Origin of the sequence: Pseudomonas sp. 21615526 (assembly GCF_013386245.1) — a bacterium.
Lineage (GTDB): Bacteria > Pseudomonadota > Gammaproteobacteria > Pseudomonadales > Pseudomonadaceae > Aquipseudomonas.
The window spans coordinates 26,256-52,400 of sequence record NZ_JACAOM010000002.1; the positions used below are offsets into that span (position 1 = coordinate 26,256).

The window sequence follows — 26,145 nt, forward strand, 5'->3', positions numbered from 1 at the left end:
TGGAAAAAGGCTGGCGCCGCAGGAGGGAGACTACAGGCTTGGATGGGGGTTGGCAGGGTGAAGAACAAAGGGGGAGCTGTTGCCAGTTCCCCCTCGTGTTTGCTGCTTAGCGCGGCCCGGAAACCACCAGCATCTGCCCAGGTTTCAGCGCCTGGCCAGTGCGTGGGTTCCAGCGCTTGAGATGTTGCATCTCGACGTTGAAGCGCTTGGCGACGATGTACAGCGAATCGCCTTTCTTGACCTTGTACTGCACCGGTTTCTTGCTGTCGGCCTTGGCCACCAGCTTGCGGGTGTCCTGCATCACCAGGGTCTGGCCGACCTTGAGCGCCTGCCCGTTGAGCTTGTTCCAGCGCTGCAGGTCATGTACATCGACCTTGTTGGCCTTGGCGATCAGCGTCAGGTTGTCGCCGCTGCGTACCTTGTAGTTGCGGGTGCGACCGGCAATGGCCTTGTGCTCAACGTCGTCGAACACCGGCTTTTTCGGGCGCATGCTCAACAATTCTTCGGGCTTCATCGCCGAAAGGCTGCTGGCCAGCAGCTGCGCCTTGGACGTCGGCACCAGCAAATGCTGCGGGCCGTCCAGGGTGGTGCGCTGTTTCAAGGCCGGGTTGAGCTGGAACAGTTCGTCTTCGTCAATCTCGGCCAGCGCGGCGACCCGTGACAGGTCCATGCTGGTCTTGATTTCTACCACTTCGAAGTACGGCGTGTTGGCGATCGGGTTCAAGTTGACGCCATACGCCTCGGGGGCCAGCACCACCTGGGACAGCGCCAGGAACTTGGGCACGTAGTCCTTGGTTTCCTGGGGCAGTGGCAGGTTCCAGTAGTCCGTCGGCAAACCGAGCTTCTCGTTACGCTCGATGGCCCGGCTGACCGTGCCCTCACCGGCGTTGTAAGCCGCCAGGGCCAGCAACCAGTCGCCGTTGAACATGTCATGCAGGCGAGTCAGGTAGTCGAGGGCAGCGGTGGTGGAGGCGGTGATGTCGCGGCGGCCGTCGTAGGCGCGGGTCTGGCGCAGGTTGAAATAGCGCCCGGTGGCGGGAACGAACTGCCACAGGCCGACCGCATCGCTGCGGGAATAGGCCATTGGGTTGTAGGCACTTTCAATCACTGGCAGCAGCGCCAGCTCCAGGGGCATGTTGCGTTCTTCAAGGCGTTCGACGATGTAATGAATGTAGAGGCTGCCGCGTTCGCCGGCGTTCTCGAGGAAGGATGGGTTGCTGGCAAACCACAATCGTTGCTGTTCAATGCGCGGGTTGACGCCTAACCCGTCCTGCAATTGAAAGCCCCGGCGCATGCGTTCCCAGACATCCTGGGGCACTTCCGGGCTTGGCTTCTCTGATAGCCAAAGGGGTTTTTGCTTGATCTTGGCGGTAAGGTTTGGCTTGGGTTGCACGGTGGATTGTGCGGCAAAATGGGTCGATTGGCAGCCCGCCAGAGTAGCGGACACAGCCACCGCCACGGCTTGAGCCAGGCGGGTCAATGCGTCTGAATGGTTGGTTTTACGAATAGATGACGACATTGGCTGGAAGTAAGTTCCGGGCAAAAATGTCGGGCGATTCTAGAAAGCGCGTGGGTTGCGGTCAACCATTCAGAAATTACGTACTAAATTCCGCGCGCTTAGAACGTATCTTTCCACGACCTCAAGCTAGCAAACACCTCACTCCCGGCCCGGTTATCGCGGCCATTCCGTTCGTCCGCTTTTTCTTTAACGGATGTTTCAGAGGTCCGCAGAAAAGGGTTGGTGCGTTTTTCCAGGGCCAAAGTCGAAGGCAATGTTATCTGGCCGTTCGCCCGCAGTTGCCGCACGTTCTCCACCCGTTCGGCGATATCCGCGTTATGCGGTTCCACGGCCTGGGCGAATTTCAGGTTACTTTGTGTGTATTCGTGGGTGCAGTACACCAGCGTGTTGGCCGGCAAGGCCGCCAGGCGCTCCAGTGAGGTGTGCATTTGCTGCGGGGTGCCTTCGAACAGGCGGCCACAACCGGCGGCGAAGAGGGTGTCGCCACAGAACAGCACGCCCTCGTGATAAAAGGCGATGTGCCCCAGGGTATGGCCGGGTACGGCAAACACCTCGAAGTCCCAACCCAGCACGTTGATGCGGTCGTTATCCTGGAGTGCCACGTCCCGCGCCGGGATCTTTTCATTTGCCGGGCCGTAGACCGTGGCGCCTGAAACACTTTTAAGTTGCTCGACGCCGCCGACATGATCATGGTGATGGTGCGTCACCAGGATGTCGCTGAGGGTCCACTCGGGATGCTGCTGGAGCCAGGCCAGCACGGGCGCGGCATCACCGGGATCGACCACCGCGCAGCGCTTGTTCGGCTGATCCTGTAACAACCAGATGTAGTTATCGGTGAAGGCGGGCAGGGCACTGATCTGTATCATTCTTTGATTCGCCAAGCTGAACACATTGGTGCATCTTAGAGCTTCTTGGCGCGTTGGAGAATGCAATGACTGATAAAGCGTTCGCCCAGGCCGATCCCGAGTGGCTGGCACTGATCGGTGCCGCCCGTGAATGGCTGTCCGGGCCTGTCGGGCAATTTTTACTGGATGAAGAACGGCGCATGCTCGAAGACGAGCTGGGTCGGTTCTTTGGTGGTTACCTGGTGCATTACGGGCCGTCGGCACAAACCCCGCCGTCGGCACCCCAGGTGCAACGCAATGTGCGCCTGGGGGCGCCGCTGCCGGGGGTTGAAATCGTCTGCGAGGAGCAGGCCTGGCCGTTGAGCGAGCATGCGGCCGATGTGGTGGTGATGCAGCATGGCCTGGATTTCTGCCTGTCGCCCCACGGTTTGCTGCGCGAAGCGGCCAGCAGCGTGCGCCCTGGTGGCCATTTGCTGATCATTGGCATCAACCCCTGGAGCAGTTGGGGCTTGCGCCATGTGTTCGCCCATGACGGGCTGCGCCAGGCGCGCTGCATCTCGCCGTCGCGAGTCGGCGACTGGTTGAACCTGCTGGGCTTTGCGCTGGAGAAACGCCGCTTCGGGTGCTATCGTCCGCCGCTTGCGTCTGCCAAGTGGCAAGGCCGGCTGGCCGGCTGGGAACGCAGGGCCGGTGCCTGGCAATTGTCCGGCGGGGGTTTCTACCTGTTGGTGGCGCGCAAGATCGTCGTTGGCCTGCGCCCGGTGCGCCAGGTGCGTCGCGAGCCAATGGGCAAGCTGGTGCCGATGCCGATGGCCAAGGTCAATCGCAAGCAGAGCGAACAGTAAACATACCTTTTTGATTTCAGGTCGAGCCTCTCGACCTCGGGCACTTGTCGGTCGATTATCGGCAACCCGCTTTGATGGATCCCGCTTTAATGGACAGTGAAATGACCGATACCGTAGAACTCTTCACCGATGGCGCCTGCAAGGGCAACCCCGGCCCCGGCGGATGGGGCGCCTTGCTGGTGTGCAAGGGCGTGGAGAAGGAACTGTGGGGCGGCGAAGCCAACACCACCAACAACCGCATGGAACTGATGGGCGCGATCCGTGGCCTGGAAGAGCTCAAGCGCCGTTGCGACGTATTGCTGGTGACCGACTCCCAGTACGTGATGAAGGGCATCAACGAGTGGATGGTCAACTGGAAGAAGCGCGGCTGGAAGACTGCGGCCAAGGAGCCGGTGAAAAACGCCGACCTGTGGCAATTGCTCGATGAGCAATGCAATCGGCACAACATCACCTGGAAATGGGTGCGCGGGCACATCGGCCATCCCGGCAACGAGCGGGCCGACCAACTGGCCAACCGCGGTGTGGATGAAGTGCGCGGCTACAAACAGAGCTGATGCCCGCTGACGTGTTAAGATCCCGCCCCTTGAAATGTACCAAACCGTTGAGAGCTGAACCCTGATGGCCATCCGATCTGTTGTACTCGATACCGAAACCACCGGCATGCCGGTGACCGACGGCCACCGGATCATTGAAATCGGCTGTGTCGAACTGATGGGCCGCCGCCTCACCGGCCGGCACTTCCACGTCTACCTGCAACCGGATCGGGAGAGTGACGAAGGCGCCATCGGCGTCCACGGCATCACCAACGAATTCCTGGTGGGCAAGCCACGGTTTGCCGAAGTGGCGGATGAGTTCTTCGAGTTCATCAACGGCGCGCAACTGATCATCCATAACGCGGCGTTCGACGTTGGCTTCATCAACAACGAATTCGCGCTGATGGGGCAGACCGACCGGGCCGATATCACCCGGCACTGCTCGATCCTCGACACCTTGATGATGGCGCGTGAGCGTCACCCGGGCCAGCGCAACAGCCTCGATGCGTTGTGCAAACGCTATGGCGTCGACAACTCCGGCCGTGAACTCCACGGCGCGTTGCTCGACTCCGAGATTCTCGCCGACGTCTACCTGACCATGACCGGTGGCCAGACCAGCCTGTCCCTGGCCGGTAATGCCTCGGACGGCAATGGTTCGGCGGAAGGCTCGGGCAATCGTCCTTCGGAAATCCGCCGCCTGCCAGCGGATCGCCAGCCCACTACGATCATTCGCGCCAGCGAGCAGGACATGGCCGAACACGCGGCGCGCCTTGAGGCGATCGCCAAGTCTGCCGGCGCACCCGCGCTGTGGACCCAATTGACCCAGCAATAACCTTTACCCCAGCGCCAGCCCCTGGCTGGCCCTGATCAGGTCATATGCCTTGCGCGCAATCGGGTTCGCCGTGTTCGGACGGATCCACAGGTAGTACGTGACCTCCGGCATCCTCGGCAATCCATCGTTTTCCCCCAATACTCGCATATCCGGCCCGAGCATCTCCATGCTCCGTGGGGTCACGCCGAGCCCTGCGCGGGTTGCCGCCTTGATACCGATCAGGTTCGATGCCAGGTACGCCTGGCGCCACGGGATATTCGCCCGTTCCAGCGCCTCAAGGGCGTAGCGCCGATAAATGCTCGGCTCATCCACCAGAATCAATGGCAGCGGCTCGCTTGGCGAGTGAATGTATTGCGCCGAACAAATCCACCACACCGGCGAGGTGCGCAGTGCAAAGCCCTCCAGGTTGGCATCGGCGCGGGTGGAAATCACCATGTCGACCTTGCCCCGGTGCAGGTCATCCATCAGGAACGGGCTGCGCCCGACGTCGATCTCCAGGCGCAGGCGCGGTGCCGAGCGGGCGATGTGGCTGAGGATCGGCGGCAGGATGGTGTCGGCGATGTCGTGGGGCGAGCCGATACGCAGTACGCCGCTGAGGCTGCTTTCCCGCAGGGAATTGAGTGCATCGTCATTCAGCGAGAGCATCTGCCGCGCATGCCGCAACAGCTGCATCCCGGGTTCTGTCAGTTGTTTTTGCCGGCCACGTTTTTCAAACAGGCTGACGCCCACTTGTTGTTCCAGACGCTGCATATGCTGGGTGACGGAAGATTGTGTGCGTGCCAGGTGAGTGCCGGCTTCGGCAAAGCTGTGGTGGTCGACCACGGCGATAAAGGTGCGGAGCAGTTCAAGATCGAGGGTCGACATGGCCATTCCAGGGCGTTTTTATATCAAGGGTGCGAAGATAAACATTACAAATGTTTATGTTTTGTCGCGCCGGGTTTTTACGAGGGCTAATGAATTCGAGTATATGGCCAAAAGTCAGCGCGTCCATATACGGGAAGTTATAACGATATTAGATATTTGAATTTCCGTTAGCCCGGCACTCTCCCTAGCATGCCCCCACATCAGGTCGGGGTACGCCGATCGCTAATGAGGGGAGTTCCATGGGGTTTGTGCGCGCGGCGGTAAAACGAAGGTTGCCTGTGGTCCTGGGCGCGTTGATAGCCCTGGGCGGCAGCGCAGTGGCTCAGGCCGATGCGACCCTGGACAAGATCCAGCAGCGCCATGTGCTGGTGGTCGGCGTGCTGCTGTCTGGCGGGCCGTTTGGCGGCATCGACCCCACCACCCAGAAGCCCAGGGGCTTGAACGTCGACCTGGCCAACGAGCTGGGCCGTCAGTTGGGCGCCGAGGTGCAGCTGGTGCCGGTATTGCCGGCCAACCGTGTGCAGTTCCTGCAACAGGGCAAGGTCGACCTGCTGATCGCCAATATGGAATGGACCGCCGAGCGTGGCGAGATCCTCGGGTTCGTGCCGACGCCGTTCTACAAGATCGGCGGCACTGCTGCCGTACTCAAGGACAGCAAGATCACCCGCTGGGAAGATCTCAAGGACCAGCCGGTGTGCACCTCCCAGGGCAGCAGCTACGTCAAGCCGCTGACCGAACTGGGCGCGCAGATCAAGGCCTTCAAGAGCTCTTCGGAATCCCTGCTGGCCCTGCGCGGCAACAACTGCGTCGCTGCGGTGCATGACTCCACCCTGGTCAACCCGCTGATCAACGACAGCGCCGAATGGAAGGATTACCGCACCCTCAGTCCCGAGCTGAACCCGGCGCCATCGGTAATCTGGACCCGCCGTGGCGAGAACGACACCCAGGCCAAACTCGACCCGATCGTCAAGGACCTGCACCGCAGCGGCTGGCTGATCGAAGCCCAGACCCGCAACCACATCACCCCGGCGTCCCCGGCGCTGGTGGAGTTGCAAAAACAGTTCAAGGGCGCCTGACACATGACATTGAGAACCCTGACCGCCTTGGGCCTGGCACTGTGCGCCAGCCTGGTCCACGCCGACGCCACCCTCGACAAGATCCAGCAACGCCACGCCATCAGCGTCGGCGTGATCCTCAGCGGTCCGCCGTTTGGCACCATCGACCCCAAGACCGGCGAACACCTGGGCTACAACGTCGAACTGGCCAAGGGCCTGGGCCAGGCGCTGGGTGTGGAGACCAGGACCGTTTCGGTACTGGCGCCCAACCGCGTGCAGTTCCTGCAACAGGGCAAGGTCGACGTGCTGATCGCCAACATGCAGTACACCGACGAACGCGCCGAGATTCTCGACTACGTGCCCACGCCCTATGAAGAAGTCGGCGGCGCGGCGTTGATCCGCAAAGGCGCTGGCATCACCCAGTGGGCCGACCTCAAGGACAAGCCGGTGTGCGTGTCCCAGGGCAGCAACTTCATCAAGCCGTTGCAGGAAACCTACGGCGCGCAGATCAAGGCGTTCCGCAGCCAGTCCGAATCCCTGCTGTCGTTGCGCGGCAATGGCTGCGTGGCGGCGGTGCACGTCAGCCCGACCATGCACGCGCTACTCGGCGATGCCGAATGGTCCGGCTACGAGATCCCGTTGCCGGGGGATTTGATCCCGTCCAAATCCGTGATCTGGATCCGCAAAGGCGAACACGACACCCAGGCCAGGCTCGACGCCATCGTGCGCGACTGGCATCGCAGCGGCTGGTTGATCGCCCTCGGCGAACGTACCGGCATGGCTCCGTCCCAAGCCCTGCGTGATCTGCACGAGCAGTACAGCCATGAGTGAAGCGCTATTCGCCACCCTGCAACAACTGCTCGGCGCCGCCCATGTGCAGCGCAGCGAAGACGCCGCCCAGTACCTGACCGACAAACAGGGCCGCTACACCGGCCAGGTGATCGCCGTGGTGCACCCGGCCAACACCGAGGAAGTGGCCGCCGTGGTGCGTGCGTGTGTCGCCCTGGAAGCGCCCATCGTGGTCCAGGGCGGCAACACCGGCCTGATGGCGGGTGCCACACCGGATGCCAGCGGCCGCGCGGTATTGTTGCTGCTCGACCGCATGAACCGGGTGCGCGTGATCGATACCGACAACGACACCCTGACCGTCGAAGCCGGCTGCATCCTGCAAAACATCCAGGACGTGGCCCGTGAAGCCGGTCGCCTGTTTCCATTGAGTCTGGGCGCCGAAGGCAGTTGCACCATCGGCGGCAACCTTGGCACCAATGCAGGCGGCACCGCCGTGCTGCGTTATGGCAACACCCGCGAGTTGACCCTGGGCCTGGAAGTGGTGACCGCCGAAGGCGAAATCTGGAATGGCCTGCGAGGGTTGCGCAAGGACAACACCGGCTACGACCTGCGGGATTTGTACGTGGGCAGCGAAGGTACCCTCGGGATTATCACCGCTGCGACCCTGAAGCTGTTCCCGCTGCCCAAGGCCCAGGCGACAGCGCTGCTGGCGTTTGACGAGTTGGCCCAGGCGGTGGCGTTCCTGTCCCATGCCCGCGCCGGTTTTGGTGCAAACCTCACTGCATTCGAATTGCTCAGCGCCGATTGCCTGGCGTTGTTGCGCGAGCAATTTCCCGAGGGCCCGCAACCGTTTCTCAACGCCAGCCAACCCTGGTTTGCCTTGCTGGAGCTGTCGGATAACCACGGTGAAACCCACGCCCGCGAAGCCTTCGAAACGGTCCTCGGTGAAGCCTTCGAACAGTCACTGCTGGCCGACGCACTGATCGCCGAAAGCCTGGCGCAAAGCGAAGCGCTATGGCTGCTGCGGGAGAACATGAGCGAAGCGCAGAAGCGTGCCGGACGCAATATGAAGCACGATATCTCGGTGCCCATTTCGCAAATCGTCGCCTTCGTCGCCCATACCGATGCGCTGTTGCAGACGCATTTCCCCGGTGTTCGCAACTTCACGTTCGGGCACCTGGGGGACGGCAACCTGCATTACAACGTGGCCCATCCGCTGAATTCAACGGTCGACGCGCACATGCGCAACTACGCCGCATTGAGCTTGCTGGTACACGACAGCGCCCATGCCCACGGCGGCTCCATCAGCGCCGAACACGGAATTGGCCAGCGCAAGGTCGGCCTGCTGGGCCGCTACAAAAGCCCGGTGGAACTGGACCTGATGCGCCGCATCAAGCGGGCCCTCGACCCGAAAAACCTGCTCAATCCCGGCAAAGTCCTGGAGGTACAGCCATGACCGTTCGCCTGTCCAAGCGGGTGCAGCGCGTGTCGCTGTCGGCCAATGCGGCGGCCAAATCCCGCGCCACGGAACTGCGTGACGCCGGCCGCGACATTCTGGACCTGACCACCGGCGAGCCGGATTTCGATACCCCGGAGCACATCAAGCAAGCCGCCTGCGCAGCCATTGCTGCGGGCGCCACCAAGTACACGCCGACACCCGGGGTAAAAGCCTTGCGCATGGCCGTGCAGCGAAAACTGGCCGAAGAAAACCATCTGGACTATTCGCTGCCGAATATCGTGATCGCCAACGGCGCGAAACAGATCATCTTCAACGCCTTCGCCGCAACCCTCGACGACGGCGATCAAGTGCTGGTGCCGACGCCTTACTGGCCGTCGTTCCCCGACAGCGTGCGCTTCAACGGTGGCGAGCCGGTTTTTATCGAGTGCGGGCTGGAGCAGGGCTGCAAACTGCTGCCCGCCCAGCTGGAGCATCACATCAATCAACGCACGCGCTGGCTGATCCTTAACGGCCCGGGCAACCCGAGCGGTGCGGTGTATGGCGAGGCTGAACTGCATGCGCTGGCCGAGGTGCTGCGTCGCCATCCCCAGGTGCTGGTGCTGCTGGATGAACTCTACGAACACATCCGCTTCGACGGGCGCCCGGCCCAGAGCCTGCTGAACGTCGCGCCGGATTTGCAGGACCGTTGCCTGCTGGTGGGCGGCGTGTCCAAGACCTACGCCATGACCGGCTGGCGCATCGGTTTCGGCGCCGGGCCGCAGGCCTTGACCCATGCAATGGCGGTTGTTCAGTCGCAATCCACCTCCGGTGCTTCCTCCGTGGGCCAGGCTGCTGCATTGGCGGCATTCACCGGCGGACTGGGCTTTTTGGCCGAGCAGGTAGCGGCCTATCAGCTGCGCCGGGACCTGTTGATGATGGCCCTCGGCACCGTCGAGGGCCTGGAAGTACTCGAACCCCAGGGCGGCTTTTTCGTGTTCGTGCGTTGCGCCGGGTTGCTTGGTCGCTATCGCCCGGACGGTCAGCGCCTGGACGATGATGGCGATGTCGTCGCGTACTTGCTGGAGGAGGGCGTCGCCGGAGTAGCGGGCAGTGCCTACGGCCTGTCGCCGTGGTTTCGCCTGTCCATCGCCACCGCGACCGACAGCGTGGCCGAGGCCGGCCGCCGTATCGCTGTCGCCTGCGGCAAGCTGCGGGGCGTCGAATGAGTCATTGGCTGGAGCTTTTTGTGCACTGGGCCGCCGGTATCGGCCTCAACTACAGCTTCCTGCTGGATGCCTATCAGCGCGGCACCCTGGAGCAGGGCGCGCTGACCACGGTGCTGTTGTGCCTGTTCACCATCGTCGGCAGCCTGCTGGCCGGGATCAGCCTGGCGGCGCTGCTGACTTCCGGCAACCCGTGGCTGGCCAAACCGGCGCGGGTGTTTATCGAAGTCACCCGCAACACGCCGACCCTGGTGCAGCTGTACTGCGCATTCCTGGTGTTGAACATGCTGCTGACCCAGGCCGTCGGCGCGGCCAACCCGCTGACGCCGTTTGCCTGGGTGGTGATCGTGATTTCGCTGCACAAGGGCGCGTTCCACGCCGAAGCCCTGCGCGCCGGCATCGAGGCGGTGCCCGCCGTGACCCTGGAAGCCGCCAGCTCCCTGGCGTTCAGCAGCCGGCAATTGCTGTGGAATGTGCAGTTGCCGTTGGCCCTGCGTTTCGCGCTGCCGTCGCTGATCAACAACCTGATCGACCTGGTGAAAATGACCGCCGTGGCCTCGGCCATCGCCGTGGGCGATATCACCTACGCCTCGATCATGATCTGGACCCAGAGCGACAACGTGCTGGAGCTGATGATTCTGATCCTGAGCTTTTTCGGCTTGCTGAGTTTTACCGTCAATTGTGTGGGGCGCTGGCTGGAAGCGCGCCTGAGGATGCCCGGCTATGGCCATTGATTCATTCCCGGTGCTGTCGGCGTTGCTGCAATGGTCGCCGGCGCTGGTGACTGGTTTCGGCCAGAACATCCTGATCAGCCTGGTGGCGATTGGTCTCGGCTCGCTGCTGGGCCTGATGGTGGGCGCGTTGGCCCTGTCGCCGTTGCGCCTGCTGCGGTTGCCCGCGCGGATCTGGGTGCAGGTTTTCCGCAATGCACCGTGGCTGGTGCTGATCTATTTCACCACCTACGTGTTCCCGTTCGAGATCCATATCGGCAGCAGCTACGTGTCGTTCCCGGACTGGGTCAAGGTGACGATTGGCCTGGCATTGCCGGCCAGCGCCAACGTGGCGGAGATCTTTCGCGGCGCCATCGGCTCGATCCCCAGCACCCAATGGGAAGCGGCGCGCTCACTGGCATTCACCCGCGGCCAGATATTCAGCTCGATCATCCTGCCCCAGTGCTTCAAGCGCATGTTGCCGCCGTGGATGAACCTCTACGCGGTGGTCACCATGGGCACCGCCCTGGCGTCGCTGGTGGGCGTGCACGACGTGATCGACACCGCACAGATCGCCAGCAACACCGTGAACATGACCGGCTTTACCGTGGTGATCTACCTGAGTTTGCTGGTGCTGTTCTTTGCCTACTGCTACCCGATTTCCCGTTTGACCCAACGCCTGGAGCGCCGTTATGCCTTCTATTGAACCCCTGGTCAGCCTGCGGGATTTGCAGCTGTCGTTCGGTGACAACCGGGTGCTCAAGGGCATCGACCTCGATGTGCATCGCGGCCAGGCGGTGTCGATCATCGGCCCGTCGGGCTCGGGCAAGTCGACCATCCTGCGCTGTATCACCGGCCTGTTGCAGCCCCAGCGCGGCACCATTCGCGTGGGCGAAACCCGGGTCGATACGCTGACCCAGGAAGCCCAGCGCATCGAGTTGCGCAAGCGTGTGGGTTTTGTATTCCAGCAATACAACCTGTTCCCGCATTTGTCCGTGCTGGAAAACCTGGTGATCGCCCCGCGCAAGGTGCTCGGTCGCAACCGTGCCGATGCCGAGAAAGATGCCCGGGCGCTGTTGGCCAAGGTGCGCATGGAGCACAAGGCCGATGCCTATCCGGGCCAATTGTCCGGCGGCCAACAGCAGCGGGTGGCGATTGCCCGGGCGTTGGCGATGCGCCCCGAGCTGATCCTGTTCGATGAAGTGACCTCGGCCCTGGACCCGGAAACCGTCGGTGAAGTACTGACGGTGATTCGCGAGCTGACCGAAGAAGGCATGACCTGCGTGCTGGTGACCCACGAAATGCGCTTTGCCGAAGAGATCAGCGACATCGTCTATTTCACCGAAAACGGCGTGATCGTCGAGCACGGCAGCGCCGAGCAGATCTTCCAGCGCCCCACCAGTGAACGGACCCAGGAATTCCTGCGCCATGCCTTGGGCGATCCCGGCCGTCGGCCACCGATCGCCAATGATCCGTACCTGTTGACCAACCTGAGCCGCTACACCCTGTCCGTCTAACAAGAGGAACCTCGTCATGAGTACCGCAAACCGTGCCGCCGTTATCGAAGACTTCCTGCAGCAGATCCGCGTCATCAACCAGCGTGGCGTAGACCGCGCGGCCCTGGTGGAAATCGTCGGGCTGCTGGAAACCCTGGCCGAGCGCCGGGACCTGTTCAACTTCAGCGAATTCCCCGCGCCGGTGCCGGGCCAGGGCAGTACCGCGTTCCGCTATCGCCTGAACGACGACGGCGACACGCCGACCCTGTACCTGAACTCGTTGCTGCCGGGCAAAAGCACCATCCCGCACAACCACGAAACCTGGGCGATCATCAGTGCCGTTGAAGGCCAGGAAATCAACTACGTGTATGGCCGCAACGATGAAGGGCGTGAGGAAGGCTTCACCACCCTGACCCTTGAGAAAGAAGTCGTCGTGCAGCCGGGCACCTCTATCTCGTTCCTCGGTGAAGACCTGCACGGGATTCGCGTTGAGGGTGAGCAGGCGACCTTGCATTTCCACCTGTACGGCTTGCCGCTGGAATCCCTCAATGGCCGTTATGGCGTTGAAGCAGACGGCCGGATCCTCAACTACAACGCCTCGCAGATGGCGCCTTCAATCCGGGCGTATTCCTGAGCACAACACACATCAAATGTGGGAGCGGGCTTGCTCGCGAATGCGATGGGGCAGAAACCCATCCATTGACTGACACACCGCATTCGCGAGCAAGCCCGCTCCCACAATTGGATCAGCGTTCATCCAGGGTTTTTTATGATTGATCTGTATTACTGGCCTACGGGCAACGGCCTGAAAGTCGGCATCCTGCTGGAAGAGCTGGAGGCGGAGTACCGCCTGATTCCGGTCAACATCCGCGAAGGCGCGCAGAAGCAGGAAAGCTTCCAGCGCATCAGCGCCAATGGGCGGATTCCGGCGATTGTCGACCACCGCCTTGAAGCACCCCTGAGCCTGTTCGAGTCCGGGGCGATCCTGAACTACCTGGCGGACAAGGCCGGGCGCTTCCTGCCGCCCGCCGGTACCGCCGAGCGCCAGAAGGTCCAGGAATGGCTGTTCTGGCAGGTAGGGCATATCACCCCGTACCTGAGCCAGTTGCAGCTGTTCAAGGAGAAGGCCCCGGAACCGATTCCCTTTGCCCTGGACCTGCTGAACGCCGAAGCCACGCGCCTGTATCGGGTGCTGGAGCAGCGCCTGGCGGAGGTGCCGTATGTGGCGGGCGAATACTCGGTGGCCGACATGGCGATCTTCCCGTGGATCCAGCCCCTGCGCCAAGGCCAGGACCTGGCGGACTACCCGAACATCCAGGCCTGGCGTCTGCGCATCAAGGCGCGCCCGGCAGTCCAGCGGGCCTATGCCAAGGGCCGTGAAGTGGCCGCCGGCGAGCGTTCGCTGGCCTTGCAGTAACCCATCTATTTTTTGCGGGACTTCCATGAGCCAGACCATCACACCCGGGCAATTGCAACAATGGCTGTTTGACGGCCAGGAAATCGCCCTGTTCGACGTACGCGAGCACGGCCAATACGGCGAGGCCCACCTGTTTCACGGGGTGAACCTGCCCTATAGCCGCCTGGAACTGGAGGTGCAGCGCCTGGCACCGAATCCCCGGGTGCGCCTGGTGATCTACGACCAGGACGGCGGCGATGTGGCTGCGCGCACGGTGCTGCGTTTGCAAGCGCTGGGCTACCGCCATGTGCATGTGCTGGAAGGGGGTGCGAACGCTTGGCAGGCGGCGGGTTTGCAGTTGTTCGCCGGGGTGCATGTGCCGTCGAAAGCCTTTGGCGAATTGGTGGAAGAGGCCAGCCACACGCCCCACGTCACCGCGCAGCAACTGGCGGACTGGCAGGCCACGGGCGAGCCGCTGGTGGTGCTGGACGGTCGGCCGTTCGATGAATACCGCAAGATGACCATTCCCGGTTCGATCTGCTGCCCCAATGGTGAGCTGGGCTACCGCGTGCACGACCTGGTGCCGGATGAAACCACGCCGATCGTGGTCAACTGCGCCGGGCGTACCCGCAGCATTATCGGCGCCCAGACGTTGATCAACCTCGGGGTGAAGAACCCGGTTTATGCCCTGGAAAACGGTACCCAGGGTTGGTACCTGGCGGATTTCAAGCTGGAGCATGGCAGTACCCGGCGTTATGCCGATCAGGTCTCGACGGATCTGGCCCGACAGCGCGCGGCTGCCCGGCAATTGGCGGAGCGGGCAGGGGTGGTCAGTGTCAAGGCGGAGCAGGTCCGGCAATGGGCGGCGGACCCGGCCCGTAGCCTGTTCCTGTGCGATGTGCGTACCGCTGAAGAATTTGCCGCCGGCACTTTGCCGGGGGCGCAACACACGCCGGGCGGGCAGTTGATCCAGTCCACTGACCTGTACATCGGCGTGCGTCAGGCGCGGGTGGTGCTGTTGGACAGTGATGGTGTGCGTGCGCCGATTGTCGCCAGTTGGCTGCGGCAGTTGGGGCATGAGGCGTATGTGCTGGAGGGTGGCGTCCACAGTGGATTGGCGCTGGAGGCCAAGGAGGCCGTGCCCTTTGACGCGCTGCCGCTGATCTCGGTGCAGGCGCTGGCCGATGCGCTGAAGGACGACACCGTGGACCTGGTGGACCTGCGCCCGAGCATGATCCATCGCAAGGGCCGGATTGTCGGTTCGCGCTGGTCGATTCGTTCGCGGTTGACCGCTGGTGGGCGTCCACTGGTGCTGCTGGCTGATGATCCGGCACTGGCCGCTTTTGCTGCGTTGGGCTTGGGCGGCGATGTGCGTTTGCTCGACGGCGGCTATTCCGCGTGGGTTGCGGCCGGTTTGCCGGTGATCGAGGATGCGCAAACGCCTCCGGACAACCAGTGCATCGACTTCCTGTTCTTCACCCACGACCGTCACAGCGGCAACAAGGACGCTGCCCGCCAATATCTCGCCTGGGAAATTGGCCTGTTGGCACAGATGAGCGAAGCGGAAATCGCCAGTCTCAAGCCGTTGTTGCCCGCGTCACGCGTGCGTACCCGGCTGATTCACGCGGCGCGTACCGAAGGCGGCAATGGTGGTCGGGCGGTGAACGTACCGATCACCCGCCTGAGCACCGTGCTGTTCGACAACCTGGCCCAGATGCGTGACGCCCGCTCCCGACGCGACAGTGAGCGGGTCCTGAGTTACGGCGCACGCGGCAATCCCACCGCTTTTGCCCTTGAAGACCTGGTCACCGAACTTGAGGGGGGCTATCGCACACGGCTGTATGGCACCGGGCTCGCCGCCGCGGCGCAGACGTTCCTGGCCTACCTGCGGCCCGGCGACCATGTGTTGATCACCGACGCCGTCTATTCGCCGGTGCGCAAACTGGCCCGGGAGTTCCTCCAGCCATTCGGCATCGAAGTCAGCTATTTCGCCCCGGACGGCAGCGGCCTGGAAGCGCAACTGCAGGCCAACACCAAAATGGTCTACGCCGAAGTGCCGGGTTCGCTGCTGTATGAGCTGTGTGACCTGCCCGCGCTAGCCGCACTGTGCAAGCCGCGGGGCATTCTGTTGGCGGTGGACAACACCTGGGGCTCGGCGTACCTGTACCGCCCGCTGGCGCTGGGTGCCGACATCTCGATCATGGCCTTGACCAAGTACCTTGGCGGCCACAGTGACGTGATGATGGGCAGCGTCTGCGCCACCGAAGCGGCATGGCCGGCCCTGGCGAAAATGAGCGATACCTTTGGCAATGCAGTGAGTGCCGACGATGCCTACCTGATCCTGCGTGGCGCACGCACCCTGGCTTCCCGGCTGGACGTGCACGAGCGCCAGGCGTTGAAGATTGCCCAGTGGTTGCAGGGGCAGCAGCAGGTCAAGCGGGTGTTTCATCCGGCACTGGCGGAGCATCCTGGCCACGCGCTGTGGAAGCGTGACTTCAGCGGGAGCAACGGTTTGCTGTCCTTCGAACTCGACCGCGCGGATGCCGGCTACGTCGAACGGTTTATCGACGGCCTGCAGCTGTTTGGCCTGGGCGCATCCTGGGGCGGCTTTGAAAGCCTGGTGACCCTGGCCGATACACAGGATCGCCAGAGCACCGCCGACCGCGGGTTGAACCCGGTGGTGCGCCTGCATGTGGGGCTGGAGGATGTGGAGGCGTTGATCGAGGATCTGCAGCGCGGGTTCGTGGCGGCGGGGCGTTGAGCCTCGCACCATGACAATTTGCGTCCGCCCATAGGTGCCAATCGAACTTTGTGTTTAACTTCGGCACCTGAAATTCGTTTCACTACCACCACTAGAAGGATTCCGTTCATGGCTCAAGTTACCCTCCGAGGCAACCCTGTCCAGGTCGAAGGCGATTTGCCGAAAGTCGGCGCCAAGGCGCCAGACTTCACCCTGACTGCCGGCGACCTGTCTGACGCGACCCTGGCGACTTTCGCCGGCAAGCGCAAAGTGCTGAACATTTTCCCAAGCGTTGATACCCCGACCTGCGCCACTTCGGTTCGCAAGTTCAACGCTCAGGTCAACAGCGTGGACAACGCCGTGGTGCTGTGCATCTCCACTGACCTGCCATTTGCCCAGGCACGTTTCTGCGGCGCCGAAGGCCTGGAAAACGTTAAGAACCTGTCGGACTTCCGCGATGCCGGCTTTGCCGTTGACTACGGCGTTGCGATCGCCGCAGGCCCGCTGCGCGGCCTGACCGCCCGTGCCGTCGTGGTACTGGACGAGAACGACAACGTGCTGCACAGCGAACTGGTCAGCGAAATCGGCCAAGAGCCGAACTACGAGGCAGCCCTGGCTGTTTTGAAGTAACTGTTACTACGCATTACTGTCGTTTTGCAGTAACACGCGTGATGCAGTATTACGGCCTGGCCTAGTCCAGGCCGTTTTTATTTGTGCTTCAGAGGCTTAGCCAGATAGCGAATGGACTAAGCACAGAAGTTAAAAGTTGTAATCCAAGGTAAATAGCCGGTAAAGGCGCTTTTCTTAACGCGCCCCAGTGCTTATCTTTCAGCCTCCCGAAGAAGAAGCTCTCGCACCCAATGGTTGATCACTCCATGCAATCCACCCCTCGTCACTCCCGCCGCTGGCTGTTCGGCCTGCTCGTGCTGCTGGTCATTGCCGGCCTGTGCTGGAAGTTCTGGCCTGGCACCAGCCACAAGGACAGCGCCGAGAAGAAGCCCGCCGGGCATGCCGGCAAGTCGGGGATGATGCGCCCGGGCTTTGGGGGTTCTACTGGCCCGGTGCCGGTGCGTGTGGCGCCGGCGGTGCTGGGCGAATTCCCGGTGTACTACAAGGCGCTGGGTACGGTGACGGCACTCAACACCATCAATGTGCGCAGCCGGGTTGGCGGAGAGCTGGTCAAGATCGCCTTTGAAGAGGGGCAGATGGTCAAGGCCGGTGACCTGCTGGCGGAAATCGACCCGCGCAGTTACCAGAATGCCTTGCTCCAGGCCCAGGGCACGTTGCTGCAGAACCAGGCCCAGCTGAAAAACGCCCAGGTCGACGTGCAGCGTTATCGCGACCTGTATGCCCAGGACAGTATCGCCAAGCAGACCCTGGACACCGCCGAAGCGCTGGTGCTGCAGTACCAGGGCACGGTCAAGACCAACCAGGGCGCGGTGGATGACGCCAAGCTCAACCTCGAATTCACCAAGATCCGCGCACCGATTACCGGGCGTGTCGGCCTGCGCCAGGTGGACGTGGGCAACCTCGTCGCCGCCAACGACACCACCTTCCTGGCGGTGATCACCCAGACCCAACCCATCAGCGTGGTCTTCACGTTGCCGGAAAACACCCTGGAAACCGTGCTGGCGCGTTATCACGCCGGCAACAAGCTGCCGGTGGAAGCCTGGGACCGTGGCGATGTCGCGGTGAAAGCCACGGGCGTGCTGCAGAGCCTCGATAACCAGATCGACGTCACCACCGGCACCCTGAAATTCAAGGCGCGGTTCGATAACAAGGACCAGGCGCTGTTCCCCAACCAGTTCGTGAACGTGCACTTGCTGGCCGACACCCTGCACAACGTGGTGCTGGCGCCGTCGGCAGCGATTCAGTTCGGCAATACCGGCACCTTCGTCTACGTGCTCGATGGCGACAAGAAGGTCAAGGTGCGTCCGCTGGTGATCGGTGATTCCGACGGCGACAACACCGTGATCAAGCAAGGCCTGGCCGCCGGCGACCGCGTGGTGCTGGAAGGCACCGACCGCCTGAAGGACGGCAGCGACATTGAAGTGGTCAACGACAGCACTGAAGTGCCGACCACGCCGACCGAACACCTCCAGGGCCAGCCGGCAGCCAAGACGCAACAAGGCCCGGCTGATGCCGCCAAGGCGCAAAAGGGCGGCGCATGAACCTCTCGCGGCTGTTCATCCTTCGCCCGGTAGCCACTACCCTGAGCATGCTGGCCATTGTCCTGGCTGGCGTGATCGCTTATCGCCTGCTGCCGGTCTCGGCCTTGCCCCAAGTGGATTACCCGACCATCCGGGTGATGACCCTGTACCCCGGCGCCAGTCCGGACGTAATGACCAGCGCGGTCACGGCGCCCCTTGAGCGTCAGTTCGGGCAGATGCCCGGCCTGACCCAGATGGCGTCCACCAGCTCCGGCGGCGCCTCGGTGCTGACCCTGCGTTTCAACCTCGACATCAACATGGATGTCGCCGAGCAACAGGTGCAGGCCGCGATCAACGCCGCCACCAACCTGCTGCCCAAGGACCTGCCGGCGCCGCCGGTGTACAACAAGGTCAACCCGGCGGATACCCCGGTGCTGACCCTGGCCATCACCTCCAAGACCATGTTGCTGCCCAAGCTCAATGACCTGGTCGACACGCGCATGGCGCAGAAGATCGCGCAGATCAGCGGCGTCGGCATGGTCAGCATCGCCGGCGGCCAGCGCCAGGCGGTGCGGATCAAGGTCAATCCCGAGGCCCTGGCGGCCAACGGCCTGAACCTGTCGGACGTGCGCACCCTGATCGCCGCCTCCAACGTCAACCAGCCCAAGGGTAACTTTGACGGCCCCACGCGGGTGTCGATGCTCGACGCCAACGACCAGTTGGTCTCGCCCAAGGAATACGCCGAACTGATCCTCGCCTACAACAACGGCGCGCCGTTGCGGCTCAAGGATGTGGCGCAGATCGTCGACGGCGCCGAGAACGAACGCCTCGCGGCCTGGGCCAACGAAAACCAGGCGGTCCTGCTGAACATCCAGCGCCAGCCCGGGGCCAACGTCATCGAGGTGGTGGACCGGATCAAGGCGCTGTTGCCAAGCATCACCGACAACCTGCCGGCGGGCCTGGACGTGACGGTGCTTACCGACCGTACCCAGACCATCCGGGCCTCGGTCAAGGATGTACAACACGAATTGCTGATCGCCATTGCCCTGGTGGTGATGGTGACGTTCCTGTTCCTGCGCCGCTTCAGCGCGACCATTATTCCGTCCATCGCCGTGCCGCTGTCCCTGGTGGGCACCTTCGGCGTGATGTACCTCGCCGGTTTCTCCATCAACAACCTGACGCTGATGGCGCTGACCATCGCCACCGGTTTCGTGGTGGACGACGCCATCGTGATGCTGGAGAACATTTCCCGCTACATCGAGGAAGGCGATACACCGCTCAATGCGGCGCTCAAGGGCGCCAAGCAGATCGGCTTCACCCTGATTTCCCTGACCCTGTCGCTGATCGCGGTATTGATCCCGCTGCTGTTCATGGCGGACGTGGTGGGGCGGCTGTTCCGTGAATTCGCGATCACCCTGGCGGTGGCGATCCTGATTTCCCTGGTGGTGTCCCTGACCCTGACGCCGATGATGTGCGCGCGGTTGCTCAAGCGTGAGCCGAAAGAGGAAGAGCAGGGCCGTTTCTACAAGGCCAGCGGCGCCTGGATCGACTGGCTGATCGAGGCCTACGGGCGCAAGTTGCAGTGGGTGCTCAGGCATCAGCCGCTGACCCTGCTGGTGGCCATCGCCACCCTGGGCCTGACCGTGGTGTTGTACATGGTGGTGCCCAAGGGCTTCTTCCCGGTGCAGGACACCGGTGTGATCCAGGGCATTTCCGAAGCGCCACAGTCGATTTCCTTTGCGGCGATGAGCCAGCGCCAGCAGGAACTGGCGAAGATCATCCTCGAAGACCCGGCGGTGGAGAGCCTGTCGTCCTATATCGGGGTAGACGGTGATAACGCCACCCTCAACAGTGGTCGCCTGCTGATCAACCTCAAGCCCCACGGCGAACGGGACCTGAGCGCGGCACAGATCATCACGCGTCTGCAGCCGCAACTGGACAAGCTGGTGGGGATTCGCCTGTTCATGCAGCCGGTGCAGGACCTGACCATCGAAGACCGCGTCAGCCGTACCCAGTACCAGTTCAGCATGTCCTCGCCGGACGCCGAGCTGCTGGCCTTGTGGAGTGAAAAGCTGGTACACGCCCTCAGCCAGTTGCCGGAACTCTCCGACGTCGCCAGCGACCTGCAGGACAAGGGCCTGCAGGTGTACCTGGTGATCGACCGTGACGCCGCATCGCGCCTTGGTGTGTCGGTGTCGACCATCACCGACGCGCTGTACGACGCGTTCGGCCAGCGGCAGATATCCACCATCTACACCCAGGCCAGCCAGTACCGCGTGGTATTGCAGGCCCAGTCCGGTGAAACCCTCGGCCCGGACGCCCTGAACCAGATCCATGTGAAAACCACCGACGGTGGCCAGGTGCGGCTGTCGAGCCTGGCCCATGTGGAACAGCGCCAGGCCCAGTTGGCAATCGCGCATATCGGTCAGTTCCCGGCGGTGATGATGTCGTTCAACCTGGCCCCCGGCGTGGCGCTGGGCAAGGGCGTCGACCTGATCAACCAGACCCAGAAAGACATCGGCATGCCGGTGGGCGTGCAGACCCAGTTCCAGGGCGCGGCCCAGGCATTCGAGGCTTCGCTGTCGAGTACCTTGCTGCTGATCCTGGCGGCGGTGGTGACCATGTACATCGTGCTCGGGGTGCTCTACGAGAGCTACATCCACCCGATCACCATCCTCTCCACCCTGCCGTCGGCAGCGGTGGGCGCCTTGCTGGCCTTGCTGCTCAGTGGCAACGACCTGGGGATGATCGCGATCATCGGCATCATCCTGCTGATCGGCATCGTAAAGAAGAACGCGATCATGATGATCGACTTTGCCCTCGACGCTGAGCGCAACCAGGGCCTGGACCCGCAAACCGCGATCTACCAGGCGGCGCTGTTGCGCTTCCGGCCGATCCTGATGACCACCCTGGCGGCGCTGTTCGGTGCCGTGCCGTTGATGCTCGCCACCGGCTCCGGCGCCGAGTTGCGCCAGCCCCTGGGCCTGGTGATGGTGGGCGGGTTGCTGGTGAGCCAGGTGTTGACCCTGTTTACCACCCCGGTGATCTACCTGTATTTCGACCGCCTCGGCCGTCGCTGGCGCAAAGAGCCGGTGCGCCTGGAGCCGGTTGAGTCATGAACCTGTCCGGACCTTTCATTCGCCGGCCGGTAGCCACCATGCTGCTGAGCCTGGCGATCATGTTGCTGGGCGGCGTCAGCTTCAACCTGTTGCCGGTGTCGCCATTGCCGCAGATCGATTTCCCGGTGATCGTGGTGTCGGCCAGCTTGCCGGGGGCCAGCCCCGAGGTGATGGCGTCTACGGTGGCCACGCCGCTGGAGCGCTCCTTCGGCGCGATTGCCGGCATTACCACCATGAGCAGTTCGTCGAGCCAGGGTTCGACCCGGGTGATCCTGGCGTTCGACTCCAATCGCGACATCAACGGCGCGGCGCGGGAAGTGCAGGCGGCGATCAACGCCTCGCGTAACCTGCTGCCCAGTGGCATGCGCAGCATGCCCACCTACAAGAAGATCAACCCGTCCCAGGCGCCCATCATGGTGCTGTCCCTGACCTCGGACGTGTTGCCCAAGGGCCAGCTGTACGACCTGGCCTCGACCATCCTGTCCCAGAGCCTGTCCCAGGTGCCGGGCGTGGGTGAAGTGCAGATCGGCGGCAGCTCCTTGCCCGCCGTGCGTATCGAACTGGAACCCAAGGCCCTCGACCAGTACGGCGTGGCCCTGGACGATGTGCGTAATACCATCGCCAATGCCAACGTGCGCCGGCCCAAGGGTTCGCTGGAGGACAGCCAGCGCAACTGGCAGATCCAGGCTAACGACCAGCTGGAAAAGGCCAAGGACTACGAACCGCTGCTGATCCGCTACCAGAATGGCGCGGCCTTGCGCCTGGGGGATGTGGCGAAGATCAGCGACGGCGTCGAGGACCGCTACAACAGCGGCTTCTTCAACAATGACTCGGCGGTGCTGCTGGTGATCAACCGCCAGTCCGGCGCCAACATCATCGAGACGGTGAAGCAGATCAAGGCACAACTGCCGGCCTTGCAGGCGGTGTTGCCGTCCAGCGTCAAGCTGAACCTGGCCATGGACCGTTCGCCGGTGATCACCGCCACCTTGCACGAAGCCGAGATGACCCTGCTAATTGCCGTGGCCCTGGTGATCCTGGTGGTTTACCTGTTCCTCGGCAACTTCCGCGCCTCGCTGATTCCCACCCTGGCGGTGCCGGTGTCGCTGGTGGGCACGTTTGCAGTGATGTACCTGTTCGGCTTTTCCCTGAACAACCTGTCGCTGATGGCGCTGATCCTCGCCACCGGCCTGGTGGTGGACGATGCCATCGTGGTGCTGGAGAACATTTCCCGGCACATCGACGAGGGTGTGCCGCCGATGAGGGCGGCGTATCTGGGGGCCCAGGAAGTCGGCTTCACCTTGCTGTCGATGAACGTCTCGCTGGTGGCGGTGTTCCTCTCGATCCTGTTCATGGGCGGGATCGTCACCAGCCTGTTCCGCGAGTTTTCCATCACCCTGGCGGCGGCGATCATCGTCTCGCTGGTGGTGTCGCTGACCCTGACCCCGATGCTCTGCGCCCGCTGGCTCAAGCCCCATGTCAAAGGCCAGGAAACAGGCTTGCAGCGCTGGAGCCAGAAGATCAACGACCGCATGGTGGCAGGCTACGCCCGCAGCCTGGACTGGGTGCTGCGCCACAAGCGTCTGACGCTGCTCAGCCTGTTGGTGACCATCGGAGTCAACGTCGCGCTGTATGTGGTGGTGCCGAAAACCTTCATGCCCCAGCAGGACACCGGGCAACTGATCGGCTTTGTGCGTGGCGACGACGGGCTGTCATTCAGTGTGATGCAGCCGAAGATGGAAATTTTCCGCAAGGCGGTCCTGCAGGACCCCGCGGTGTTGAGCGTGGCAGGCTTTATTGGCGGCAACAGCGGCACCAACAACGCGGTGATGCTGGTGCGGCTCAAGCCCATCAGCGAACGCAAGATTTCTGCCCAGGCGGTGATCGAGCGCATGCGCAAGAATGTGCCACTGGTGCCCGGCGGGCGCCTGATGCTGATGGCTGACCAGGACCTGCAATTCGGCGGCGGCCGCGACCAGACCACCTCGCAGTATTCCTACATCCTGCAGAGCGGCGACCTGGCGGCCTTGCGCCTGTGGTACCCGAAAGTGGTTGCCGCGTTGCGTGAGCTGCCGGAGCTGACCGCCATCGATGCCCGTGAAGGACGTGGGGCGGCCCAGGTGACGTTGATTGTCGACCGCGACCAGGCCAAGCGCCTGGGCATTGACATGGACATGGTCACTGCCGTGCTCAACAACGCCTACAGCCAGCGGCAGATTTCCACCATCTACGACAGCCTCAACCAGTACCAAGTGGTGATGGAGGTCAATCCGAAGTACGCCCAGGACCCGATCACCCTCAATCAGATGCAGGTGATCACGTCCACCGGTGCGCGCGTGCCGCTGTCGGCCATCGCTCACTATGAGAACAGCCTGGCGGACGACCGGGTCAGCCATGAAGGCCAGTTCGCCTCGGAAAACATTGCCTTTGATATGTCGCCCGGCGTCACGGTGGAGCAGGGCACGGCTGCCATTGAGCGGGCGATTGCCAAGGTCGGCCTGCCGGAAGAGGTGATCGCGAAGATGGCCGGTACGGCCGACGCCTTCGCCGCCACCCAGAAAGGCCAGCCGTTCATGATCCTCGGTGCACTGGTAGCGGTGTACCTGGTATTGGGGATTCTGTATGAGAGCTATATCCACCCGCTGACCATTCTGTCGACCTTGCCGTCGGCGGGGGTGGGCGCCTTGCTTTCGATTTACCTGCTGGGGGGCGAGTTCAGCCTGATCTCGCTGCTGGGGCTGTTCCTGCTGATCGGGGTGGTGAAGAAAAACGCGATCCTGATGATCGACCTTGCGCTGCAACTGGAACGCAAGGACGGCATGAGCCCGCTGGAATCGATCCGCGCCGCCTGCCTGGTGCGGCTGCGCCCGATCCTGATGACCACGCTGGCGGCGATTCTTGGCGCCGTGCCGCTGCTGCTCAGCACGGCCGAAGGCGCGGAAATGCGCCAGCCCCTGGGCCTGACGATTATCGGCGGGCTGGTGTTCAGCCAGATCCTGACCCTCTACACCACGCCTGTGGTTTACCTTTATCTCGACCGCCTGCGCCACCGTTTCAACGGTTGGCGCGGAGTGCGTACCGATGCTGCCCTGGACACTGCGCTATGACCGATTCAACGTTTCCCACCGTGCAACGTCTGGCGATGACTCGCGGCTCAAAGCTGCTGAGCCTGGCCCTGTGCGGCGTGATGCTCAGCGCCTGCGCCGTCGGCCCGGACTACAAACGCCCCGAATTGACCGAGCCGGCCCAGTACAAAGAGGCCCAGGGCTGGCGCCAGGCCGCGCCCAGCGACTCGCTGGCCCGGGGCGCCTGGTGGGAGCTGTACGGCGACAAACAACTGAATGAGCTGGTAGAAAAACTCAACAGCTCCAACCAGACCGTGGCCCAGGCCGAGGCGCGTTATCGCCAGGCCGCCTCGCAGGTGCGCAGTGCCCGTGGGGCGTTCTTCCCCACGGTTGACCTGAGTGCCTCGAAAAGCCGGGCCAGCCAGGGTACCGGCAGCAGTAACGCCAGCCTCAGCAGCTCCAGCAGCGGTATTCGCGACACCCTCAACACCCAGTTGGGCGTGAGCTGGGAAGCCGATATCTGGGGCAAACTGCGCCGGGGCCTGGAAGCCAATGAAGCCAGCGCCGAAGCCAGCGCGGCGGATCTTGCGGCGATGCGCCTGAGCCAGCAATCGGAACTGGTGCAGGATTACCTGCAACTGCGGGTCATGGACGAACAGACCCGTTTGCTGCAAGCCACGGTGGACACCTACCAGCGCTCCCTGCAGATGACCCAGAACCAATACCGCGCCGGTGTCTCGGGCAAGGACGCCATCGCCCAGGCCCAGACCCAGCTGAAAAGCACCCAGGCCAGCATGATCGACCTGATCTGGCAGCGGGCGCAGCTGGAAAACGCAATTGCCGTGCTGATCGGTGTGCCGCCGGCTAACTTCAACCTGGCGGTGAGCAAGGACATTCCGGCGCTGCCGCAGATTCCGGTGAGCCTGCCGTCGCAACTGCTGGAGCGCCGCCCGGATATCGCCCAGGCGGAGCGCTCGGTGATCGCGGCCAATGCCAACATCGGCGTGGCCAAGACCGCTTACTACCCGGACCTGACCCTGAGCCTGGCCGGCGGCTATTCCAGCAGCACCTACGCCGACTGGATCAGCCTGCCGAACCGCTTCTGGTCGGTGGGGCCGAAACTCGCCATGACCCTGTTCGACGGGGGCCAGCGTTCGGCCGAAGTTGACCGCGCCGAGGCGTCCTACGATGAAACCGTGGCCAAGTACCGCCAGACCGTACTCGATGGGTTCCGTGAGGTGGAAAACTACATGGTCCAGCTCAAGGTCCTGGAAGACGAGGCGGTCGTGAGTAACGAGGCCCTCGAAGCGGCCCGGGAATCCCTGCGCCTGACCCAGAACCAGTACAAGGCCGGGTTGATCGCCTATCTCGATGTGGTCACCGTGCAAGCCACCGCCCTGAGCAACGAGCGTACGGTGCTGACCCTGCTGCAAACCCGGCTGGTTGCCAGTGTGCAACTGATCGCTGCACTGGGCGGTGGCTGGGATGGCCAAATGCAGCTGAGCGACAAGAAGTAAACACCGCTCTGG

The 26,145-nt window shown here is 62.9% G+C and carries 21 protein-coding genes; 18 read left to right on the top strand and 3 right to left on the bottom strand.

The annotated features are described in order from the left end of the window. Nucleotides 1-106: 106 nt before the first annotated feature. The gene (locus HX786_RS00250) at nucleotides 107-1,519 is read right to left on the bottom strand and encodes a lytic transglycosylase domain-containing protein (protein WP_008435202.1); all 1,413 of its coding nucleotides are present in this window, start codon (nucleotides 1,517-1,519) and stop codon (nucleotides 107-109) included. A gap of 98 nt (nucleotides 1,520-1,617) precedes the next feature. Further along, nucleotides 1,618-2,385, bottom strand: coding sequence for a hydroxyacylglutathione hydrolase (gene gloB, locus HX786_RS00255; protein WP_003207471.1), 768 nt, complete (start codon nucleotides 2,383-2,385; stop codon nucleotides 1,618-1,620). A 65-nt stretch (nucleotides 2,386-2,450) separates the two neighbouring features. Between gloB and HX786_RS00260 the strand changes: the two genes are divergently transcribed. The 3 genes from HX786_RS00260 (at nucleotide 2,451) to dnaQ (ending at nucleotide 4,574) form a co-directional block, all read left to right on the top strand. Beyond that, on the top strand, nucleotides 2,451-3,209 hold the full coding sequence (locus tag HX786_RS00260) for a class I SAM-dependent methyltransferase (RefSeq protein WP_008435200.1): 759 nt from the start codon (nucleotides 2,451-2,453) through the stop codon (nucleotides 3,207-3,209). A gap of 101 nt (nucleotides 3,210-3,310) precedes the next feature. Beyond that, on the top strand, nucleotides 3,311-3,763 hold the full coding sequence (gene rnhA / locus HX786_RS00265) for a ribonuclease HI (protein WP_003207474.1): 453 nt from the start codon (nucleotides 3,311-3,313) through the stop codon (nucleotides 3,761-3,763). 70 nt (nucleotides 3,764-3,833) lie between these two features. Next, nucleotides 3,834-4,574: a DNA polymerase III subunit epsilon gene (gene dnaQ / locus HX786_RS00270; protein ID WP_162835175.1), complete on the top strand. Its 741-nt coding sequence runs from the start codon at nucleotides 3,834-3,836 to the stop codon at nucleotides 4,572-4,574. Nucleotides 4,575-4,577: 3 nt separating this feature from the next. Here dnaQ and HX786_RS00275 read toward each other — a convergent pair whose 3' ends face one another. After that, nucleotides 4,578-5,438 (bottom strand): LysR substrate-binding domain-containing protein, encoded by an 861-nt coding sequence (locus tag HX786_RS00275; protein ID WP_003207477.1) that lies wholly within the window; start codon nucleotides 5,436-5,438, stop codon nucleotides 4,578-4,580. Between the two features lie 239 nt (nucleotides 5,439-5,677). On the opposite strand from HX786_RS00275, the gene HX786_RS00280 reads away from it, so the two are divergent. The 15 genes from HX786_RS00280 (at nucleotide 5,678) to HX786_RS00350 (ending at nucleotide 26,133) form a co-directional block, all read left to right on the top strand. Next, a complete protein-coding gene (locus HX786_RS00280; RefSeq protein WP_177068285.1) occupies nucleotides 5,678-6,514 on the top strand; it encodes a transporter substrate-binding domain-containing protein in 837 nt (278 codons plus the stop codon). Between the two features lie 3 nt (nucleotides 6,515-6,517). Then, nucleotides 6,518-7,324 (top strand): transporter substrate-binding domain-containing protein, encoded by an 807-nt coding sequence (locus HX786_RS00285; protein WP_177117094.1) that lies wholly within the window; start codon nucleotides 6,518-6,520, stop codon nucleotides 7,322-7,324. Further along, entirely contained in the window at nucleotides 7,317-8,738 is a 1,422-nt protein-coding gene (locus HX786_RS00290; protein ID WP_178911517.1) for an FAD-binding oxidoreductase, read from the top strand. The genes HX786_RS00285 and HX786_RS00290 overlap by 8 nt, the downstream gene beginning before the upstream one ends. Beyond that, nucleotides 8,735-9,946 carry an aminotransferase class I/II-fold pyridoxal phosphate-dependent enzyme gene (locus tag HX786_RS00295; RefSeq protein WP_178911518.1) on the top strand — a complete coding sequence of 404 codons (1,212 nt, stop codon included), beginning with the start codon at nucleotides 8,735-8,737 and terminating at the stop codon, nucleotides 9,944-9,946. The genes HX786_RS00290 and HX786_RS00295 overlap by 4 nt, the downstream gene beginning before the upstream one ends. After that, complete coding sequence (locus HX786_RS00300) at nucleotides 9,943-10,677, top strand: amino acid ABC transporter permease (protein WP_003207485.1); 735 nt, start codon at nucleotides 9,943-9,945, stop codon at nucleotides 10,675-10,677. The genes HX786_RS00295 and HX786_RS00300 overlap by 4 nt, the downstream gene beginning before the upstream one ends. Continuing rightward, entirely contained in the window at nucleotides 10,667-11,359 is a 693-nt protein-coding gene (locus tag HX786_RS00305) for an amino acid ABC transporter permease (RefSeq protein WP_003207487.1), read from the top strand. Before HX786_RS00300 ends, HX786_RS00305 begins: the two co-directional genes overlap by 11 nt. Then, nucleotides 11,346-12,170: an amino acid ABC transporter ATP-binding protein gene (locus HX786_RS00310; protein WP_003207489.1), complete on the top strand. Its 825-nt coding sequence runs from the start codon at nucleotides 11,346-11,348 to the stop codon at nucleotides 12,168-12,170. Before HX786_RS00305 ends, HX786_RS00310 begins: the two co-directional genes overlap by 14 nt. Before the next feature lie 16 nt (nucleotides 12,171-12,186). Continuing rightward, a complete protein-coding gene (locus HX786_RS00315) occupies nucleotides 12,187-12,783 on the top strand; it encodes a cysteine dioxygenase (RefSeq protein WP_102368879.1) in 597 nt (198 codons plus the stop codon). 135 nt (nucleotides 12,784-12,918) lie between these two features. After that, nucleotides 12,919-13,566 carry a glutathione S-transferase family protein gene (locus HX786_RS00320; RefSeq protein WP_032899376.1) on the top strand — a complete coding sequence of 216 codons (648 nt, stop codon included), beginning with the start codon at nucleotides 12,919-12,921 and terminating at the stop codon, nucleotides 13,564-13,566. Nucleotides 13,567-13,591: 25 nt separating this feature from the next. After that, nucleotides 13,592-16,306: a cystathionine beta-lyase gene (gene metC, locus HX786_RS00325; RefSeq protein ID WP_178911519.1), complete on the top strand. Its 2,715-nt coding sequence runs from the start codon at nucleotides 13,592-13,594 to the stop codon at nucleotides 16,304-16,306. Between the two features lie 108 nt (nucleotides 16,307-16,414). Beyond that, on the top strand, nucleotides 16,415-16,915 hold the full coding sequence (tpx, locus tag HX786_RS00330; protein ID WP_178911520.1) for a thiol peroxidase: 501 nt from the start codon (nucleotides 16,415-16,417) through the stop codon (nucleotides 16,913-16,915). Between the two features lie 230 nt (nucleotides 16,916-17,145). Further along, nucleotides 17,146-18,456: an MdtA/MuxA family multidrug efflux RND transporter periplasmic adaptor subunit gene (locus HX786_RS00335; protein WP_178911521.1), complete on the top strand. Its 1,311-nt coding sequence runs from the start codon at nucleotides 17,146-17,148 to the stop codon at nucleotides 18,454-18,456. Further along, nucleotides 18,453-21,554: an MdtB/MuxB family multidrug efflux RND transporter permease subunit gene (locus HX786_RS00340; RefSeq protein ID WP_177019994.1), complete on the top strand. Its 3,102-nt coding sequence runs from the start codon at nucleotides 18,453-18,455 to the stop codon at nucleotides 21,552-21,554. The genes HX786_RS00335 and HX786_RS00340 overlap by 4 nt, the downstream gene beginning before the upstream one ends. After that, nucleotides 21,551-24,658: an efflux RND transporter permease subunit gene (locus tag HX786_RS00345; protein ID WP_102605669.1), complete on the top strand. Its 3,108-nt coding sequence runs from the start codon at nucleotides 21,551-21,553 to the stop codon at nucleotides 24,656-24,658. The genes HX786_RS00340 and HX786_RS00345 overlap by 4 nt, the downstream gene beginning before the upstream one ends. Beyond that, on the top strand, nucleotides 24,655-26,133 hold the full coding sequence (locus HX786_RS00350) for an efflux transporter outer membrane subunit (protein WP_003207503.1): 1,479 nt from the start codon (nucleotides 24,655-24,657) through the stop codon (nucleotides 26,131-26,133). The genes HX786_RS00345 and HX786_RS00350 overlap by 4 nt, the downstream gene beginning before the upstream one ends. Nucleotides 26,134-26,145: the final 12 nt, after the last annotated feature.

What these genes read in the sequence shown, in the direction of transcription:
- HX786_RS00290 (WP_178911517.1), top strand. Translation starts at nt 7,317, where the DNA reads ATGAGTGAAGCGCTATTCGCCACCCTGCAACAACTGCTCGGCGCCGCC.
- metC (WP_178911519.1), top strand. Translation starts at nt 13,592, where the DNA reads ATGAGCCAGACCATCACACCCGGGCAATTGCAACAATGGCTGTTTGAC.
- gloB (WP_003207471.1), bottom strand. Translation starts at nt 2,385, where the DNA reads ATGATACAGATCAGTGCCCTGCCCGCCTTCACCGATAACTACATCTGG.
- rnhA (WP_003207474.1), top strand. Translation starts at nt 3,311, where the DNA reads ATGACCGATACCGTAGAACTCTTCACCGATGGCGCCTGCAAGGGCAAC.
- HX786_RS00285 (WP_177117094.1), top strand. Translation starts at nt 6,518, where the DNA reads ATGACATTGAGAACCCTGACCGCCTTGGGCCTGGCACTGTGCGCCAGC.
- HX786_RS00350 (WP_003207503.1), top strand. Translation starts at nt 24,655, where the DNA reads ATGACCGATTCAACGTTTCCCACCGTGCAACGTCTGGCGATGACTCGC.
- HX786_RS00295 (WP_178911518.1), top strand. Translation starts at nt 8,735, where the DNA reads ATGACCGTTCGCCTGTCCAAGCGGGTGCAGCGCGTGTCGCTGTCGGCC.
- HX786_RS00260 (WP_008435200.1), top strand. Translation starts at nt 2,451, where the DNA reads ATGACTGATAAAGCGTTCGCCCAGGCCGATCCCGAGTGGCTGGCACTG.
- HX786_RS00320 (WP_032899376.1), top strand. Translation starts at nt 12,919, where the DNA reads ATGATTGATCTGTATTACTGGCCTACGGGCAACGGCCTGAAAGTCGGC.
- HX786_RS00315 (WP_102368879.1), top strand. Translation starts at nt 12,187, where the DNA reads ATGAGTACCGCAAACCGTGCCGCCGTTATCGAAGACTTCCTGCAGCAG.
- HX786_RS00280 (WP_177068285.1), top strand. Translation starts at nt 5,678, where the DNA reads ATGGGGTTTGTGCGCGCGGCGGTAAAACGAAGGTTGCCTGTGGTCCTG.
- HX786_RS00310 (WP_003207489.1), top strand. Translation starts at nt 11,346, where the DNA reads ATGCCTTCTATTGAACCCCTGGTCAGCCTGCGGGATTTGCAGCTGTCG.
- HX786_RS00305 (WP_003207487.1), top strand. Translation starts at nt 10,667, where the DNA reads ATGGCCATTGATTCATTCCCGGTGCTGTCGGCGTTGCTGCAATGGTCG.
- tpx (WP_178911520.1), top strand. Translation starts at nt 16,415, where the DNA reads ATGGCTCAAGTTACCCTCCGAGGCAACCCTGTCCAGGTCGAAGGCGAT.
- HX786_RS00345 (WP_102605669.1), top strand. Translation starts at nt 21,551, where the DNA reads ATGAACCTGTCCGGACCTTTCATTCGCCGGCCGGTAGCCACCATGCTG.
- HX786_RS00335 (WP_178911521.1), top strand. Translation starts at nt 17,146, where the DNA reads ATGGTTGATCACTCCATGCAATCCACCCCTCGTCACTCCCGCCGCTGG.
- HX786_RS00340 (WP_177019994.1), top strand. Translation starts at nt 18,453, where the DNA reads ATGAACCTCTCGCGGCTGTTCATCCTTCGCCCGGTAGCCACTACCCTG.
- HX786_RS00300 (WP_003207485.1), top strand. Translation starts at nt 9,943, where the DNA reads ATGAGTCATTGGCTGGAGCTTTTTGTGCACTGGGCCGCCGGTATCGGC.
- HX786_RS00275 (WP_003207477.1), bottom strand. Translation starts at nt 5,438, where the DNA reads ATGTCGACCCTCGATCTTGAACTGCTCCGCACCTTTATCGCCGTGGTC.
- HX786_RS00250 (WP_008435202.1), bottom strand. Translation starts at nt 1,519, where the DNA reads ATGTCGTCATCTATTCGTAAAACCAACCATTCAGACGCATTGACCCGC.